Annotated in this window: 14 protein-coding genes and 2 riboswitches; all 14 genes read right to left on the reverse strand. The window is 46.8% G+C overall.

Going from position 1 to position 17,903, the window contains the following annotated elements:
- Positions 1 to 34: 34 nt before the first annotated feature.
- A riboswitch (glycine riboswitch) is annotated at positions 35 to 170 on the reverse strand.
- Between the two features lie 4 nt (positions 171 to 174).
- A riboswitch (glycine riboswitch) is annotated at positions 175 to 299 on the reverse strand.
- Between the two features lie 355 nt (positions 300 to 654).
- Entirely contained in the window at positions 655 to 1,707 is a 1,053-nt protein-coding gene (locus HF638_RS14540; protein ID WP_169480838.1) for a phosphotransferase enzyme family protein, read from the reverse strand.
- A 203-nt stretch (positions 1,708 to 1,910) separates the two neighbouring features.
- Entirely contained in the window at positions 1,911 to 2,666 is a 756-nt protein-coding gene (pstB, locus tag HF638_RS14545) for a phosphate ABC transporter ATP-binding protein PstB (protein WP_169480839.1), read from the reverse strand.
- 12 nt (positions 2,667 to 2,678) lie between these two features.
- A complete protein-coding gene (gene pstA / locus HF638_RS14550) occupies positions 2,679 to 3,566 on the reverse strand; it encodes a phosphate ABC transporter permease PstA (protein ID WP_026081329.1) in 888 nt (295 codons plus the stop codon).
- A gap of 2 nt (positions 3,567 to 3,568) precedes the next feature.
- Positions 3,569 to 4,504 carry a phosphate ABC transporter permease subunit PstC gene (pstC, locus tag HF638_RS14555; protein ID WP_017690972.1) on the reverse strand — a complete coding sequence of 312 codons (936 nt, stop codon included), beginning with the start codon at positions 4,502 to 4,504 and terminating at the stop codon, positions 3,569 to 3,571.
- A 114-nt stretch (positions 4,505 to 4,618) separates the two neighbouring features.
- Positions 4,619 to 5,545 (reverse strand): phosphate ABC transporter substrate-binding protein, encoded by a 927-nt coding sequence (locus tag HF638_RS14560; protein WP_169480840.1) that lies wholly within the window; start codon positions 5,543 to 5,545, stop codon positions 4,619 to 4,621.
- Between the two features lie 690 nt (positions 5,546 to 6,235).
- The gene (locus HF638_RS14565; protein ID WP_169480841.1) at positions 6,236 to 7,528 is read right to left on the reverse strand and encodes an arsenic transporter; all 1,293 of its coding nucleotides are present in this window, start codon (positions 7,526 to 7,528) and stop codon (positions 6,236 to 6,238) included.
- A gap of 108 nt (positions 7,529 to 7,636) precedes the next feature.
- A complete protein-coding gene (locus HF638_RS14570; protein WP_211175656.1) occupies positions 7,637 to 9,733 on the reverse strand; it encodes a methyl-accepting chemotaxis protein in 2,097 nt (698 codons plus the stop codon).
- 196 nt (positions 9,734 to 9,929) lie between these two features.
- Positions 9,930 to 10,967 (reverse strand): EAL domain-containing protein, encoded by a 1,038-nt coding sequence (locus HF638_RS14575; RefSeq protein ID WP_169480842.1) that lies wholly within the window; start codon positions 10,965 to 10,967, stop codon positions 9,930 to 9,932.
- A gap of 215 nt (positions 10,968 to 11,182) precedes the next feature.
- Positions 11,183 to 13,432 (reverse strand): bifunctional 2',3'-cyclic-nucleotide 2'-phosphodiesterase/3'-nucleotidase, encoded by a 2,250-nt coding sequence (locus tag HF638_RS14580; protein ID WP_169480843.1) that lies wholly within the window; start codon positions 13,430 to 13,432, stop codon positions 11,183 to 11,185.
- Positions 13,433 to 13,909: 477 nt separating this feature from the next.
- Positions 13,910 to 14,326: a pyridoxamine 5'-phosphate oxidase family protein gene (locus tag HF638_RS14585; protein ID WP_062837223.1), complete on the reverse strand. Its 417-nt coding sequence runs from the start codon at positions 14,324 to 14,326 to the stop codon at positions 13,910 to 13,912.
- 496 nt (positions 14,327 to 14,822) lie between these two features.
- Complete coding sequence (locus HF638_RS14590) at positions 14,823 to 15,281, reverse strand: NUDIX domain-containing protein (protein ID WP_169480844.1); 459 nt, start codon at positions 15,279 to 15,281, stop codon at positions 14,823 to 14,825.
- A gap of 87 nt (positions 15,282 to 15,368) precedes the next feature.
- Positions 15,369 to 16,142 (reverse strand): LamB/YcsF family protein, encoded by a 774-nt coding sequence (locus tag HF638_RS14595; protein ID WP_169480845.1) that lies wholly within the window; start codon positions 16,140 to 16,142, stop codon positions 15,369 to 15,371.
- Positions 16,142 to 17,173, reverse strand: a complete 1,032-nt coding sequence (locus HF638_RS14600; RefSeq protein WP_169480846.1) for a 5-oxoprolinase subunit C family protein — start codon at positions 17,171 to 17,173, stop codon at positions 16,142 to 16,144. Before HF638_RS14600 ends, HF638_RS14595 begins: the two co-directional genes overlap by 1 nt.
- Entirely contained in the window at positions 17,170 to 17,886 is a 717-nt protein-coding gene (pxpB, locus tag HF638_RS14605; RefSeq protein WP_169480847.1) for a 5-oxoprolinase subunit PxpB, read from the reverse strand. Before pxpB ends, HF638_RS14600 begins: the two co-directional genes overlap by 4 nt.
- Positions 17,887 to 17,903 lie beyond the last annotated feature (17 nt).

The raw sequence follows: 17,903 nt of genomic DNA on the forward strand, positions 1-17,903 counted from the left end.
TCAAAAAAGGACAGAAGAAGGCCTCAGGCCCTCTCTCTGTCCTCGATACCTGAGAGTTTCACGATCAGCAGTGTCTCACGACAAGGTACATTGCCTGCAATTAAAGACAAGATCACCGGACTGACTGATCATATACCCCTTGGGTGGCGCAGTTCGCGCACTCTCCAGAGTTGCGTCCAACGATGGTACATTTACCTGAGAGATTAACCACTGCGCCGGGTGCGCAGCAGCTTGCTCCTTCGGTGCCTGAACTCCAGCCATTTTACTTGGCTAACCCAGGTCTCTCCCGCTCGTTATCATCCGCTGTATGGAACCATTCTGAGCTTATGTCAGAACAGTGATGGAAGTCGTTGATTTCTTCTTCATTAAGATTAATCGACCAGAAGATCAGTGTCAACAAACTTAACGATTTCTTTGGGTATATTTCCTTCATTTCCGATTGAACCGATAATAACCAGATTATTTTGTTAGCTTTCATTACATTAATGTGGTAAAAAGAGCTTTCAAACAGGTTATTTCGTTCCACATCAATTAGTAAAGTGCTCACTACTATTTATGATATTGTCCACGAAACCGTTCGGGTATTCAGGCAACCATCTATTTTGAACCACACTACTCAGTAGCCCATCCGGATCTGCGCATCTGGATCATAATTCACAGTTCGTAGAAGATACTATCGTTTTGTACATAAGGTCTGCAATACTTGCTGCATAGCTTCGGCATGCGATCTTTCATCCATTCGTGCCTCGACTCGTTCGCCATCTGGAAAGCATAATAACCCAGCGTAAAGATCAACATGAACCCTTCCATTAATCGGATATCACGATCTGTCAGTGGTGCGATCTGTTTCGTGTAACCGGATAAAAATATGTCACGTTCCTCCCGATTGAACATCAGCGCTGCCCCTCCGGCATCGAAAAGATAATAACCATAACCGTGTAGACAAAAATCAATCATGGAGATTCCCTGATCCGTTATCAGCAGATTGTTGCGAGTAATATCCCCATGAATAACTCCCCATGTCTTTGCATCGTGCGGGTATTTTTCCAGCTGCTCATTAATGTTCTCGAACATCTCTCGAAGCAGATCAAAGTCTTCCGTTGTAAAAATTCCAAGTCGGACGCCTTCCTCCAACTGCCCTAGCATGACCAAATTCTCATGGGTGTTACCATATGCCGGCCGTACCTTCGTTCGATCTAGCTGGCTCATCTCTCTTCCTGTCCGCTGATGATCGTTGCCATCCACCTGTACACGTCCATATTGATGAAGCGTCTGCAGTTGGACACCTAGGTCATAGATTTGCTCTGTTGTCAGGCGTTCTCCCTGCTGGATGTCCCTGCCCTCAATCCACTCTAGTACGGTACAGCAGATTTCTTTACCCGCTTCACTTGTCCATACCGTGACCCAGTCTCCCGACACATTGCGTACCGGATGCTGCACGCGCAATGTTGTCGTTGCATTTAACTCATGAAGCAGGTTCATCTCCGCCTCCAGTGCAGGAAGCGTATGCTGAATGCCTGTCATACTTGCATATGCGGCTTGATGGATACGTAGTAGATACTTCTGCCCACTAGCTTCATCAACGACATGATACGTCAGATTCTCATTGTGGCGAATATAGGAAACGACAGGTTTCTCCATGTTATAGTTCTGTATAATCTGAGCTGCCATATGGTCGTAAGACGTCTGATCCGTAGTGATTATCAACATCTCCTTCGAAGTTATGTAAACGCTATCTTAATATTAAGTATCGTAGCATAATGTTTATCCCGCATACAGAAAACCCCACTAAAATTATAAATAAAAAAAAGCACAACCCCCGAACAACCGTTCAGGCATTGTGCTTTCTTTTGTCTCTATTATTTCTCTATCTCTCTGTCTGTTACTCTATGTGACACTCCATGATCCAATTAACCGAAACGACCCATAATGTATTCTTGCGTCAGACGGTTGTCGGGGTTCGTGAAAATGTGCTCCGTATCCCCGTGCTCAACCATAGTGCCCAGATAGAAATATGCCGTGTAATCCGAGATGCGTGCCGCCTGCTGCATATTATGGGTAACAATGACGATCCGCAGATCTTTCTTAAGCTCGGTAATCAATTCCTCAACTTTACCTGTAGATACCGGGTCAAGTGCAGATGCCGGCTCATCGAGCAGCAGAATCTGCGGGTCAACAGACAAAGCGCGAGCGATACACAGACGTTGCTGTTGTCCGCCGGAGAGAGACAGAGCTGACTCATGCAGTCTGTCTTTCACTTCGTCCCAGAGCGCAGCACGGCGCAAGCTTTTTTCCACAATTTCATCCAGTGCCTTCTTACTCTTCGTACCACGGTAGCGGGGGCCAAACGCGATATTGTTGTAGATGGACTTATGAAAAGGGTTCGGCTTCTGCCATACCATGCCAATCTTCTGACGAAGCTTGATTACATCGGTTCCAGGCTCATTCAGATCGTTACCGTCCATCCAGATATGTCCCTCTGTGCGGGAACCTGCGATCTCATCATTCATCCGGTTCAGCGACCGGAGGAACGTGGATTTACCGCAACCAGACGGCCCAATAAGCGCCGTTACGCTTGCTTCAGGAAACGTCAGACTGATCTGCTTGACCGCCTGGAAATGTCCATAATATATGCTTAACTGTTCCGTACCAAAAGGTATGGCCATGTTGGTTCCTCCTTATTTCGAAGCTGTCATGCGGCGGAATACAACCCGACCGATCCAGCGTGCACTTAGATTGAACGCCAGCACGAGAATGACAAGCACGGCGGATGCCCCTGCTGCCACTTCTTTGGAATCTGGCCCAATGCCTTCACTATTTACTTTCCAGATATGGACAGCAAGTGTCTCTGCCGGACGGAAAGGATTAAGCGGTGATCTTGGACTCGTCGGATTCCAATCTGTAAAGTCCAATGGTGGGCTACTCATACCTGCGGTGAACATCAGCGCGGCTGCTTCACCGAAGATCCGGCCCGATGCCAGGATCGTACCCGTAATCAAGCTCGGCAATGCCACAGGCAGCAGAATGGAAGTGATAATCTTCCACTTGGACAGTCCAAGCGCCAGACCTGCTTCCTTTTGTTCCTTCGGAACGGCCCGGAAGGCCTGCTCCGTTGTCCGTACCATCAGTGGCAAGTTAAAGATCGCCAGAGCCAAGGCACCCGAGATCAGGGAGAAACCAAGACCAAATTGATTGACTAGCAGTAAGAGACCAAACAAACCAATAACGATGGATGGGAATGATGACAATACTTCAACGACCAGACGAATGAAGCTGGTAATCTTACCTGGCTTGGCGTATTCCGCCATGTAAATTCCGCCGCCCCATCCGAGTGGAATGGTAACAATCAAGGTCAGAACAAGCAAGAATACGGAGTTAAAGAGCTGTGGACCAATTCCGCCGCCACCCTTAAGCAACTGTGGTGCGCTCGTCAGGAAGTTCCAGCTAATATGTCCAATTCCTCTATACATGATGAATCCAAGCAGACCGAGCAATAGAATAACAATGAATAGGGCCAATACAACGATAACGGATGTTGCAATCTTATCTACCGTTTTTGCCTTCATTTTCATACCCGGTTCCTCCTTTCAAGCAGGCGAACCAGAATGACGAAGACAAATGTCATCACCAACAGGACAAGCGCCATACTCCACAGTGCATTGTTATGAACAGAACCCATCGTGGTGTTACCCATGCTGAGTGTAATTACACTTGTTAATGTTGAAGCCGATTCGAGCAAGGATGTTGGAACATGCGGTGCATTACCGATAACCATCTGCACAGCAAGTGCCTCACCAAAAGCACGGGCCATACCCAAAACGACACCTGTCAACAAAGCTGGCAAAGTCGTTGGAATAATGACACGGTAGATGGTTTGCCAACGAGTGGCACCCAGTGCGTAGGAGGATTCACGCAATCCTTTGGGCAACGCGGACAATGCATCTGCCATAATACTTGTGACCGTAGGAAGAATCATTACCGCGAGAACAAGACATCCGGCTGCAATCCCGACGCCTGTTCCACCAAAGATACTGCGAAGTAAAGGTACGATGACACTCAGACCGATAAATCCGTACACAACGGACGGAATTCCAGACAAAAGCTCAATCGCAGGCTGCAATATCTTTTTCCCTTTACCTGGTACAATCTCTGTCATGAAGAGTGCTGCACACAGACCAAGCGGACTTGCGATCAGTGCTGCAAGCAAGGTTGTGATGAAAGAACCTGTAATGAACGGCAATGCCCCGTAGAAAGCAGGTTCCCCCGTTGGATTCCATGTTTTCCCACCAAGGAATTCACTTATGCTTATTCCATTTTGGAAAAATGTTGATAGTCCCTTGGACGCTACAAAATAAACAATGGAAAACATGACAACGATCAGGAAAACGACACAAATCGACGTATAGATCCGTCCCGTCCACTCTTCCCAATAATGTTTCTCTTTTAAGGGCCGGCGCGGTTTCAACTTGTTATTCATTACCGTTCCCCCTTCGGTCTGTTCCATAACAACCATCCTTCTATAGTAGAATTAGTGCAAAATATGGGATTATTTCAGAGCAAACCGCGTAAAGAGGCGGGACCTAAGTCCGCCTCTTTCGCTGTATGCGCAAGTCAAAGATTATTGAACCACATTACCTGCTACATCGCGTTTTACTTTCATACCTGACATTGGAATGTATCCAAGTTCAGTCACGTCATTTTGTTGAATTTCGTCACTCAAGATGTAATCCAAGAATGCTTGTGTTGCTGCATCTGGCGTACCTTTCGTATACATGTGCTCGTAAGCCCATACTGGATAAGTTCCTGCTTCCACGTTCTCAACTGTTGCTTCTACACCTTCGTATTTCAGAACGGTCAAGCTGTCATCCAGGTAAGACAAGGCCAGGTAACCAATAGCGCCTGGTGTTTCAGCTACCAATTTTCTTACGTTACCTGAAGAATCTTCTTGAATGGAACCTTGGATATCACCCATTTTTTCACCCAATGCATACTTCTCGAAAGTTGCACGAGTACCGGAACTACTCGGACGGTTTACAATAACGATTGCTTGATCCGCACCGCCAACGTCTTTCCAGTTCGTTACTTTACCAGAGAAAATGTCGATCAGTTGTTGCTTCGTCAAATCTTCTACACCTGTATCTTTGTTGCTAACTGGCGCCATAGCTACTACTGCTACCTGATGGTCAACCAATTCTTTTACTTTGGCTTCGTCCTCCAGCTTCTCTTCTGCAAATACATCAGAGTTACCGATTGTAGCTTGTCCGTCAGATACTTGTGTCAAACCAGTACCACTACCGCCACCTTGAACTTGAACCGTTACGTTCTTATATTCATCAACTGCCATAAATTTCTGTCCAGCTTGTTCTACCAGAGGTAGCAATGCTGTCGATCCGACTGCCAGAATATTACCGCTAAGCTCAGTAGCAGCCTCTCCTGATCCATTGCTTGCAGCACCCTCTGTACCAGCGTCATTTTTCGATCCGCATGCAGCGAGCACCAGTACGAACGTTAAGGTCATCAAAATAAACGGCAACTTTTTAAACATGTTTTGTTTTCCTCCCCCAATGTGGTGATGGCGTTTTGTGAATTTGTTTGTTCACCATCAACTCTTTACTCATTGTAGTTTCGGTATGTCATCTTAAAATCAGTGTTTTGTAAACGCAATGTTAAAAATATCGGCATCATTTTGAAATATTTGGGATTTATTTGGTGCTGAAGTGGCCGCTCCGGGAACGGACGTTGTTTCAATCCGTATTGTGTCCAGATTTCCATGAAAAAAATTTACTTATAGAAATATTAAGTAGCTGATACCCTGAGTGGCCGTTCCGGTTACGGATCGTTCTTCTGATCGCTGTTGTCTCCAAATTTCTTTGATCAATAATTTTAATTGTTGTAATTAGGAGACAAAGGCGAACGCTTCGCTTCTTCAGAATCGATTCCGTCCCCTCCACTACGATTGCGGTTTCCCTGCGTTGTGTCAGCGCTCGTTGGATCTCAGGCATTTCAAGCTCCTGCCTGGGGTGTAGGCAAAGAAGGCCAGCCCTATTGTAGGCTGACCTTGTGTAAATGCTTAGGTGCTTAACAGAGAAACAGAATTTATTTCTTCTATAGAAGATGCAAAAGCAGGAAATAAAAAAAACTGCCTCACTGCCAGTGCGTAGGCACCAGCAGAGAGAGCAGCCTTTTACATTAAAACAGATTATCTTATTACAACTTAATGTAAAACATAATTTTACTAACCCAGAATCCATAACCATAATGCCAATCCGGCCAAGGTAATTAGCAATGTCGGGATCGTCAGGATGATGCCTGCCTTGAAATAATACCCCCATGTTATCTTCACACCTTTGCGGGACAACACGTGTAGCCACAACAATGTGGCAAGTGATCCAATTGGGGTCATTTTGGGACCCAGATCGGAACCAATAATATTGGCATAGATCAATGCCTCTTGAACGATACCTTCGGTATGTGCACCCTGGATGGCTAGCAGGTTAATCAACACGGTCGGCAGGTTGTTCATCACTGATGACAATACGGCAGCGATGATGCCCATTCCGAGGGAGGCAGCCAGTAGGCCATGCTCCGCTATGGCATCGAGCCAACGGCTCAGATGATCCGTTAACCCTGCATTACGCAGTCCATATACGACGATATACATGCCCACTGAGAACACCACAATTGACCACGGTGCTTCCTTGATTACCCGTTTCAGATCAACCGCCTCACTCTTGCGTGCCAGTAAGGCGAATAGCAACGCAACGGAGCCAACGATAACCGACACAGGAATCGGCAGAAACTCACTGGATGCATAGGCCACCAGTAACAGCCCCAGCATGAACCAAGCGATTCGAAACATCCGTGGATCACGTATCGCTTCCTTCGGGTCACGTGCCGCGGAGATGTCGTAGCGAAGGGGTATGCTTTTATGATAAAACAAGAACAGCATCCCCGTACTCGCTACGATTGAGAACAGATTGGGTACGACCATGCGCACCGCATATTCCACAAATGTAATACCAAAGAAATCAGCAGACACAATGTTAACCAGATTGCTGACGACCAGCGGCAATGATGTGGTATCGGCGATAAATCCACTCGCCATCACAAAAGCCAGCACCATGCGCTCATCAAACTTCAATGCACGCACCATTGCCAGTACAATTGGCGTCAGAATGAGCGCCGCACCGTCATTCGCGAACAGCGCAGATACTGCGGCACCCAGCAAAATGGAGTAGAAGAACAATCTGCGACCGTCCCCTCCAGCCAGCCTTGCCATGTGAAGAGCAGCCCATTCGAAGAAACCCGTCTCGTCGAGAATGAGAGAAATCATAATAATGCCGACAAAAGCCAACGTTGCATTCCATACAATGGATGCCACATCCGATGCGTCGTTCAAGCTGACGACTCCACACAGCAGGGCAAGCAATGCCCCACCCGAGGCAGTCCAACCAATACCCAATCCGCGAGGTTGCCAGATCACCAAGGTGATCGTTACTGCAAAAATCAATATTGCTACGTATACCATAGAGCCTCCTGCTGTACCCTGTCTCGATATATTTATACAGGGCCGCAGGAGCAATGTCTATCTTTATTTTGTTTTATAGAATCTGTAGTAAGTTTCGCTATCCAAATGTTAGGATTTATCGTTACCCTTATCCTTCGGTGTATCCTCTACCATCTTGAACATGCCAAGCAGTCCTTGTAATTGTTCTGCCATGCTATTCAGATGTGCCGAGGATGATGCAATCTCTTCTACCGACGCCAATTGCTCTTGTGAAGATGCAGACACGGATTCTGTATTTGCAGCAGATTCCTGAGTCACATTCGAAATATCGCTCATCGCTTTGGCAACGTGGGATGCACCGTTCTCCAGTTGCTTCGTTGTTTCGGACAGGTCATCCAATGTATGAACAGCATCTTCCACTGCCTCCCGAATCTGGGCAAACGATTGTCCGGACGTATTCACGGCCTGAATTCCTTCTCCCACCCGAGTCTGGGCGGCATTCATGGCGATTAGGGCGGCATCCATATCCTGACGGATATTGTGAACCACCTCACCGATCTGTGCTGCCGAGCTACCGGATTCTTCTGCCAGTTTACGCACTTCTCCTGCTACAACAGCAAACCCACGACCCGCATCACCCGCTCTTGCCGCTTCAATGGAAGCATTCAATGCGAGCAAGTTCGTTTGTTTGGAGATGGAGGCAATGACATCAACCATGCTGCCGATCTCTACCGAACGGGCATTCAGTGACTGAACCACTGTTCCCAGCTGCTCCACCGTTTCCTGGATGCTGTTCATCTGCTCTACAGCCTGTCCAGCTGCCTCATTACCAGAAGAAGCTGCTCCAGACGTATTCCGCATATTCGCCGTGATCGATTGCACACGCTCCGACATCATTCGAACATCTTCTGCCATTCGGCTCATCTGTCCAGATCCGTCTTTCACGCTGTTCACCTGTTGCTCAGCACCTTCAGCCAGTTCCTGAATGGCTAGTGTTGAATGTTCAATCGCTTTGGTTGTTTGTTCTGCACTAGCAGACAATTCTTGAGAAGAAGCGGATACCTGCTCTGTCGTTTCCTGTACACCCAGAATCATCATCCGCAGGTTATCAACCATACGCTCGAAATACTTCGCCAGATCACCGACTTCATCTTTACGCCCTGTTTCCATTTTCACGGTCAGGTCACCTTTACTCACGGCTCTGGCAGATTCCTGCAATCGTTTGATCGGACGTAGCATGGAACGAGTAAACCAAATAATAAAGATGAGGGTAAGGAACGTGGCCGCAAGAATAACAGCAAACGTCGCCATGCGAATATCCTTACTTGCATTGGTTATTTCACTCTTGAACATCGTACCAGCAATCTTCCAGCCCGTTACTTCATTCGTTGAGAAAATCATCATTTTCGGTTGCTCGTTGAATTCGTAATCGAATTGGCCTTCTTGACCCTCGTACATTTCATCCAGCAAGCCGCTAGTTTCCTGCGTACCTGCATCAACTACAGGAGAAACGACATAATTTTTGTCGGCATCCATAATGATGACATAGCCTTCTTTACCCACCTTAATGGATGCCTGTTCCTGCAGGTCTGTCAGATCAAGAGACAAACCAATAACACCCGATTGATCCTTTAATGTTTTGGAGATAAATACAACCGCTACCCCATCCGTATTAATGGAGACATCTGAAACAACGACTGTACCTGGCTTCTCCATCGCAAGCGTGTACCACTCCCGCTCCCGTGGATCATATGCATCTCCCCGCGTGCTGCTCGCTGTTGGTTTACCTCGAACCATGACTCCTTCTGTCGTTCCCACAAAAATGTTCATGGCATCCAGATGTAAGCCCAGATATTGCTCCAGCTTCACCTGAACCTCAGGACTATCGTTCTCCCCTTTAATCAGGCTCGGATCAAGGGCATCCGCAAAATAGTTAATGTCATGAATTTTATAACTCACTTGGCTTTCTACAATTGTATTGGCCGTGTTCACACTTTGCTGAGCGCTGTCCACTAGTTGTCCCTGTACGCCACCTTCAGCCATCGTTAGCGTGATCAAACCTATGGCCAGACTCGGCAGGAGTAGAACTGCCAGGAAAGAGACCAATAATTTGTTCCTTATATTCCAGACGAAACCTTTCTTTTTATTCTTCTTTTTATTTTTATTTTGTTTTGGTTTGGCAGGTTTCGCTGCTTTCATTGTTTTAGTATCCTGAGCTTCACTCATGAATTTCTCCCCCTCTAAATGTAAAAATGCCCTCTTTCTTTGTATGTATGAATCAATCTAAAAGGCTTATCTTATATATCGGCTGGGTGAGGGTATTTATTTGAGAGAAAAATGTGCAGGCACGCCAAACAAGCCACTTCTTACTTAGAAGTGACTTGTACAAGGTAAGGGTTACTAATTATTTCATAAATTTAGATCAAGTGTTGGAACATGTACCGTCTGGAGGTTGTGCCGCAGGTTTACCGAAATAGTAACCTTGCGCAAGCTCAATACCGATAGAACGACAGAATTCAAACTCCTCCATTCGTTCAATCCCCTCGGCAAGTACTTGACCCCCAAATCGACTGGACATCTCAACAATATGAAGGATCTTCTGTTGTTTGGTCGAATCTTGATCACAACGGTCAATAAGACTTCGATCTATTTTGACAAAATCCGGTTCTAATCGACTCATCAACTCTATTGTCGAATATCCGGCACCCACATCATCCAACGCAACCGACATTCCGCGTGAACGATACACCTCAAAGATGTGCTGCAAGATGGACATATGCTGAATCTGCTCTGTTTCCACGACTTCAAACACAAAATCTTTAGGGTCAAGTGAAAGACGTTCAATCGCTTCAAACGTATGTGTCAGACAATAGTCGGGGTTATATATGGAGGAAGGCAGGAAATTCACGAAGCGTTTGACACCATGCGGCAGAAAAAGGGCACTGGTCTCAATGGCGGTAATACGCGCCGTTCGATCCAGAAAAGAGTGTAATCCGGTCTCTCGCGCAACTTCAAATAATTCATAGGAACTGAAGGATTTTCCATTCTCAGCAGGACGAAGTAAAAACTCATATCCAATAATCTGCTCCGAGGCATCAACAATGGGCTGCATATGACTGCTGAATTGATGCTCCAAAATAATGGAAACGAGCTCCGCATGCTTGAAACGGGACTCCTGCATGGTTAGACTGATCCAGCCTTCTTCATTAGCCTGTTCGTATAAAGGCGTAATCTGAACGGTTAGGGAATCACGTAAAGTGGGATCAATTATACCGATCTCTTCTATTAAGCTCTGAACCGCCTCAATATCCGTAAAATGCATCCACATCATGTCATCCGACGTCTCGATATGTCTTCCCGGCGTTTGCAGCGCTTCCAGCAAAGCGGGGGAAATGGGACGCAGGTACAAGGTACCTTCACCCTCTATAGGATAGATTGGACTGCAGCCACTGCAATTCATGTAGGACCCCCTTGCCAATTTATGATTCCATGTCCATTAATGTTCACTGGTATATACCCAAAGTTTGTAAATATTATATCATGGGTCTAGAAATTAATCTCTACTGTTTTGATGACTTCCTGTATGACGGTTATTGAAACAAATATATTCAAAATTGCAGAAAAAAAGACCGGCAGTCTGATGACTGTCGGTCTCCCCCTCACCGCTTATTAAACTTAAGAAGCGGGAATCACGATTTTCTGTCCAACTTTCAGGTTATGCACATTTGAGATTTTGTTCGCTGTCGCAAGCTTGCGCCAGTCCACACCATATTTCAAACCGATGCGGTACAGGTTATCCCCTTTTTTCACCACATATACAACCTTGTTGTTGGTTGCCGGTTTCTCAGGTTGTGGCTTAGGTGTCGGCGTTGGTGTTGGTTTAGGCGTCGGAGCTGGCTCCGTACCTGTTTCAGGTGTTGTCGTTGCTTCACCTGTCAATTTCAAGCCGTACTCTGCAAAACCTTCTTTGTTCGTACCGATAAATGACATTGCCGGATTCGCTTCAACCAGATCTTTCGCATCTGGAGAAGAAGCAAACACAACTTCAAGATCGTTCAGCGCTGCTGCAGTTACACCAGCAGAAGGTTTGATTGGTGCAAGGGACCAGTTGCCGTCCGCTGCTGGATTAATCGTTTTATTCTCACGGATGTAGTCGATGATCACTTGACGGTTCTCATCCGGTGCAGCCAGAACGATGCGTTTGCCGTCCGGGTTAGCCAGTTTGGATGAAGAAGCACGGTAGTTATTCGTCGCTACAATGAATTTTTGCGCTGGGTCAATTGGTTTGCCGTTAAAGCTCAGATCCTTGATCCGGCTTGCGGATGCATTAACGATCGTAGCTTTGCTATCGTATTTGGCTGGTTGAGTTACATCAATCTGATACGTTACGCCATCAATAACATCGAAGTTGTACGTTGGGAAGTCATTGTTGATCAGTTGTTGTTGTCCACCTTTGGCCGGGTCGATCTGGTTGAATTGGCCTGCAGACCATTCCAGCCATTCTTTCAGTTCTGCGCCGTTAACCATTACAGCATGTACCGTATTTGGATACACGTACAGGTCAGCAACGTTTTTGATTGCAATGGTGCCTGTAGGAATATTCGTGTAATACGAAGCGCCTGAACGTCCACCGGCTTTGAATGGAGCACCTGCGGACAATACAGGAATTTTCTCATATTCCGTACCTTGCATATGTTTTTCAACATACCATTTCTGTGCATTCGTTACGATCTGAATGGATGGATCATCCTGAACCAGAGCGAAGAAGCTGTTGATTGGTGCAGTCGTTTCGCCCACCGGACCACGAACATACTCCAATGTGCCTTCATGCTCTTCGTGAACCGCATCAATGATGTCCTGATCCGCTTCTACCAGTGCCTTTTTGTTGGCTGTGTCATAGATTGGGCGTGCTTCCGTTTTGGAATCCACCACTTTCCATTTACCATCCACTTGTTCTAGATCCAGATCAATAATTCCCAGGTGATCCCCCCAGAATCCTGGCTCAACCGCAGGAACGCCATTGATTGTACCCTTCTCCAGGTCTACCCCTTTTTTGCCAGCAAAATCAGCACTTGGGAACACTTTGTGGGCATGTCCAAACAAAATGGCATTAATGCCTTCAACTTGGCTCAGATACAATACGGAGTTCTCCATCAGATCCGTTTGAGGAATTTCCTCAAATCCGGAGTGAGGAATAGCTACAATAATGTCGGCACCTTTTGCTTTCATCTCAGGAATGAATTTTTTCGCAGTAGCGATAATATCTTTGGCGATGACCTTACCTTCAAGGTTAGCACTGTCCCACTGCATGATCTGTGGCGGCACGAATCCGATCACACCCACTTTGATCGTATGTTCCTTACCCGTTTCGTCCGTTACTTTCTTATCCAAAATCTCATACGGTGTGAAATAATTCTTGTCATTTGTCTCATCATCATCACCATCGTCTACATAGACATTGGCATTAATGTAAGGGAAGTTTGCTCCCTCCAGCGTCATGTCCAGGAAATCCAGACCATAGTTGAATTCATGGTTACCGATGTTCCCTGCATCATAATCGAGCAGATTCATCGCTTTATATACAGGGTGAGTCTCACCCTTTTTCAGTGGATCAATTTTGGCAGCGTAGTCTCCCAGCGGATTCCCCTGAATTAGATCCCCGTTATCAAACAGCAGGCTGTTCTTCGCTTCGTCACGGGCTTTCTTAATCAGTGTTGCTGTTTTGGCGAGTCCATATTGGTCTGTCTCTTTGTCGGAATAATAATCATAGTTAACCAGATTGGTATGAATGTCTGTGGTCTCCATGATCCGCAGTTTAACTTTGGCAGCATCCGCAGCCGACACAGGTACCGGAAATACCGCAAGCACGTTTAATGCAACCAAAGCGGCAGTCAGGCTTGATAATACTTTTTTTCTCATTTTCAAAATAACCCCTCCCGGTTATGTACATTGAATCATGCATTAATGGGCAAACGAAGAGCGCAGAAAAAAGATAGATTTCATGGGTTGTGCGTACTGACGCTCTGATGACATGCATCGGAATTTCAGGTAAGTTTATCTCACATGAACATCTATTTATGTCTGTGCTTGTCGTTTACATTCCAAATCATAACGCAATGTTCAGCCATTGAAAAGCATTATTTTTTACATTACCCGCACATACCAGGCCGAGTTTACATTATCATGCGTGATTTCGACATTTTTTTCAACATTTTAGTAGGTATTTAGTGCTTATTCGTTTCAAAATACGTATATTACATACGCCTTACATCTATATCCAATTCAGCGTTCTTCATTCACAACAAAAACCGTGAAGCCTGAACGGCTTTCACGGTTGGATTGAACTCTGCGCGATTTTCCGCATAAGGACGCTACTTCGCAGAGGTTATTTTCATATTCGACTTATTGTTCCCACACGTGATGTTCATGATCTTTGCCCGTATACTCAATACGAGCAGGCGTGATATCCAGGATGACATAGTTCGGATCATTAGGTCCATCGAACCAGGCCTTCAGTTCGTCGTTCCACACTTGCTCACGCAAACCTTCGTTCTTCGTCACTTCACAGGTTCCTTCAATCTCAACCACTTCCTTGGAACCACCAGCCTCATAACCAAGTAGTAGGCTAACATTCGGATTATTCTCCAGTTCCTCTACTTTGTGTGTACGGCGGTTCGTTGCCAGATGAATGTTCAGTCCATCGTTGAAAAGCGCCATATAGCGGGATTTCGGTTTACCATCCTCCACAGTGGAGAAGCTGCAAAAAGGGTTGTTTTCCAAAGCTTTTACAATGTTTTGTTCCAATTCAGTCTGGTTCATGAGAAGTGCTCCTTTCGGTTTTGGGGGTATATTGGAAGGACTCTTGTAGGCGGCCGTTTCGGGTACGGATCGTTCTTTGGATCGCTGTTATCCCCGGATTTTTTTGATTCCCTTTTCTCAAAGGGAAAATCCGTTGATAGCGTATGCTTCCGATGTAGCTTTCTTTCAGAAAGCTTTTAGGCGAACGCTTTGCTTCCTCAGAATCGATTCCGTCCCCTCCACTACGTCTACCGTTCTCCCAATTTAGTGTGAATAATAAAAGTACAAAGAGTAGTGTAGTTGTTACTACCTCTTTGTGTTTAATGACAGCTCATTATTCTCGTATTACTATAAACAGCTTAATGCAAATGCTTTTGTAATAAGCCTGTACTTATAGTGTACCCACCTCACCTATGGTGAATCCAATGAACCTGTATGCAAACGTGACAAAAATGGAAAAGTTCTTTATAAAAATGTTTACATAAAGGGATTAGTACGAAATTTCTGCATGGCTGATTTAATTCAGATCTCCAAGATAGATTGATGAAGAATCTGATTTAAGCAGCAGCTCACCTATGGTTTTTGGATATAAACGAATCTTGGACAGGTCTTCAAGGGCAATCCATTCCACGGCAACTTGGTGGTCGTCTGGATTAGAGCCTTCAAAAACGGTTGCCTCCGGATCTATCAGGCTGCACGCAAAATAAAATTCAACCTGGTGGATATCTGCATCCCACTCGGCGAATTCATGATTTTTTCCGATATACTCTCGGATATGTAACAGCTCTCCCACGTTCACAGCCTGACCAATCTCCTCCAGACATTCGCGTGCGACCGCATCCTTGAGTTCTTCACCTTTCTCCTGTCCTCCACCCGGGAACACATAAGCGGTACCATATTGGTCTTCCAGCCGGATGACCAGCAATCGTCCATCCTGCACAATAACGGCTTTCGCCGAGTTGCGTATGGGTTTCATTCTGTTCATTCACTCCTTGTCATTCTAAATTTCAAAGTTCAATTTAACAAAACAATGTATAAACTGTTGTTCTGCTGAACAGGCATATCATCCAGCTGTATGAGCGGATAATTTAATGTCTTCCGATTCCAGCACACGACGAATTTCTTGAGCAAATGCGAGAGCGTTCGCTCCGTCACCGTGGATACAGACCGTCTCTGCCTTAATGGGAACTAGCGTACCATCCATGGATACAACCACGCCGTCTTTCACCATCTGGAGCACTTGCGCAATCGCTTGTCCCGACTCTTCAATGATGGCTCCGGCTTGGCTGCGAGGGGTTAGCCTCCCATCCTCCCCATAGGTTCGATCCGCAAATACCTCGCTCACACTACGCAGACCGATGCGATCCGCAGCGTGAATCAGCTCACTACCCGCCAGACCATACAAATACAGTTCAGGCTGTACTTGATAGATCGCCTCTGCAATCGCTTCAGCAAGCTTCGCATCTTCTACGGCCATATTGTATAAGGCACCATGTGGTTTCACGTGATGCAGATGCCCTCCGCTTGCCCGGACAAAGGCATTCAGCGCTCCGATCTGATACACAACCATGTCATATGCTTCCCGTGGCGTAATGTCCATACGTCTTCTGCCAAACCCCTGTAAATCCGGCAACCCGGGATGGGCTCCAATCGCAACCTGATGCTCCAATGCCATCTCCACCGTCATCCGCATCGTAGCGGGGTCCCCTGCATGAAACCCGCAGGCTATATTGGCTGACGTAATTAAGGGCAGAATGGCTTCATCGGATAGCGTGCGATATATACCATAACTTTCGCCCAGATCACAATTGATATCCAAGGTTTTCGAGGTATTCATTAAGCGCCCCCCATTCCTGCCATTCTCCTGCGTATCAGTTTATCGATGAGCTGCATGTTGCGTTCCTGTTTCATATACAACTGTCCGGCTTGATCATGCGTAATCTGTTCAAAAGCAATTCGAGTTCCTGGCTTAGCCTGAGCCAAAATTGGCATATCCACCCGGGCTACCTGTGCAATCACAGGGTAACCTCCAATCGTCTGATGGTCTGCCATCAAGATGATGGGTTGCCCATCCGGAGGCACTTGCACCGTGCCATAGGTAACGGCATCAGACAGCCGATCCAGCGGCTGTTCCAGCTCCAATCTTGAACCTTGCAATCGATAACCCATCCGATCCGATTGCGGAGAAATCACGTATTTTTCCACGTAGAACTGCACCAGACTTTCTTGGCTGAACAGCAAACTGTCCTTGCTCTCCATCACACGAATAACAGATCTCCCATAATAGTCAGGTCTTTCCCGCTCAGACAAGAACCACGCAGGCGCCAACATTCGGTGGTCCAGCGCACTCTCCTCAACTTTTCGCTCCATACGCTGCATCCAACCTTGCGCTTCACCAGAATTTTCACCTGTAGATAACAGATCCCCCACGCGCAAGGCTCGCCCCTCCACACCGCCAAGACCTGTCTTGAGATCCGTACTTCGACTGCCCATCACTTCAGGCACAGCTATTCCGCCCGCAATCGCCAGATAAACACGCAAGCCATGACGACATGGGCCAAACTTCAGTACACTTCCTGCCCGCACCAGCACAGGACGCCACAAAGGTACAGGCATATGATCCACGGTTGCCGTCAGATCGGCTCCACATAATGAGACTAGCTGGCTCTCCTGAAATCGAAGCTCTGGCCCCGTCATCGTCATCTCCAGTACTACCGCATGTCGGGAGTTGCCCACAAGCATATTGGCTGCTCTGGCTGCAAAGGTGTCCATGACCCCGCCAGGATGAATACCATACCGGCGATAGCCGGTTCTGCCTTCATCCTGAACGGTAGATAACAGACCAGGGCGAATCACTTCAATACTCATCGTTCGCCCTCCTTCCGCTTCAACGCCAGATAGTCCTGCATCGTAATCTGTTTGAATCGAACCCGATCACCTGCTGCCAGCAAACTCGGTACGTTCTCTTCCGGCCGAAACAACCGGAGTGGCGTTCGTCCAATACATTGCCATCCTCCGGGTGTGTCCACCGGATAGATTCCCGTCTGTTTGCCACCGATACCTACTGTGCCCGCCTCAACCCGGAGCCTCGGCGTCGCTCTTCTGGGCGTAGCAATCCGTTCGGATAACCCGCCGAGATAAGGAAAACCCGGTGCGAATCCAATCATGTGCACAAGATAGTCCACAGATGTATGAATCGCAATAACTTCCTCTGCGGTCAGTCCATGTTCACTGGCAACATAGTCCAGATCAGGGCCCCACTCACCACCGTAACATACGGGAATCGTGACCGTTCTGGGCTTGTTTTGTACGGATTCCTTCATTTGATTCAACTGCTGAAGCAGAATCAGGCATAACTCGGGGTACGAGGAGATGAACGGATCATAGAACAGCGTAACCGACGTGTAAGAAGGCACCCATTCGATCATGGCTGGCAAAGTGCTTCTTTCCAGCAAAGCACAGACAGACATCACTCTGCGCTGCACAGCGTCAGACAATTGATCCCCGCACTGGATGATAACCGCTGCCTCACCCAGCGGAGATAGGATCTCTTCCGTCCATGCATACGTCTGTTTGGTCATGCGCCATCTCCACCTTT

This window comes from Paenibacillus sp. SZ31 (assembly GCF_012912005.1).
GTDB lineage: Bacteria > Bacillota > Bacilli > Paenibacillales > Paenibacillaceae > Paenibacillus.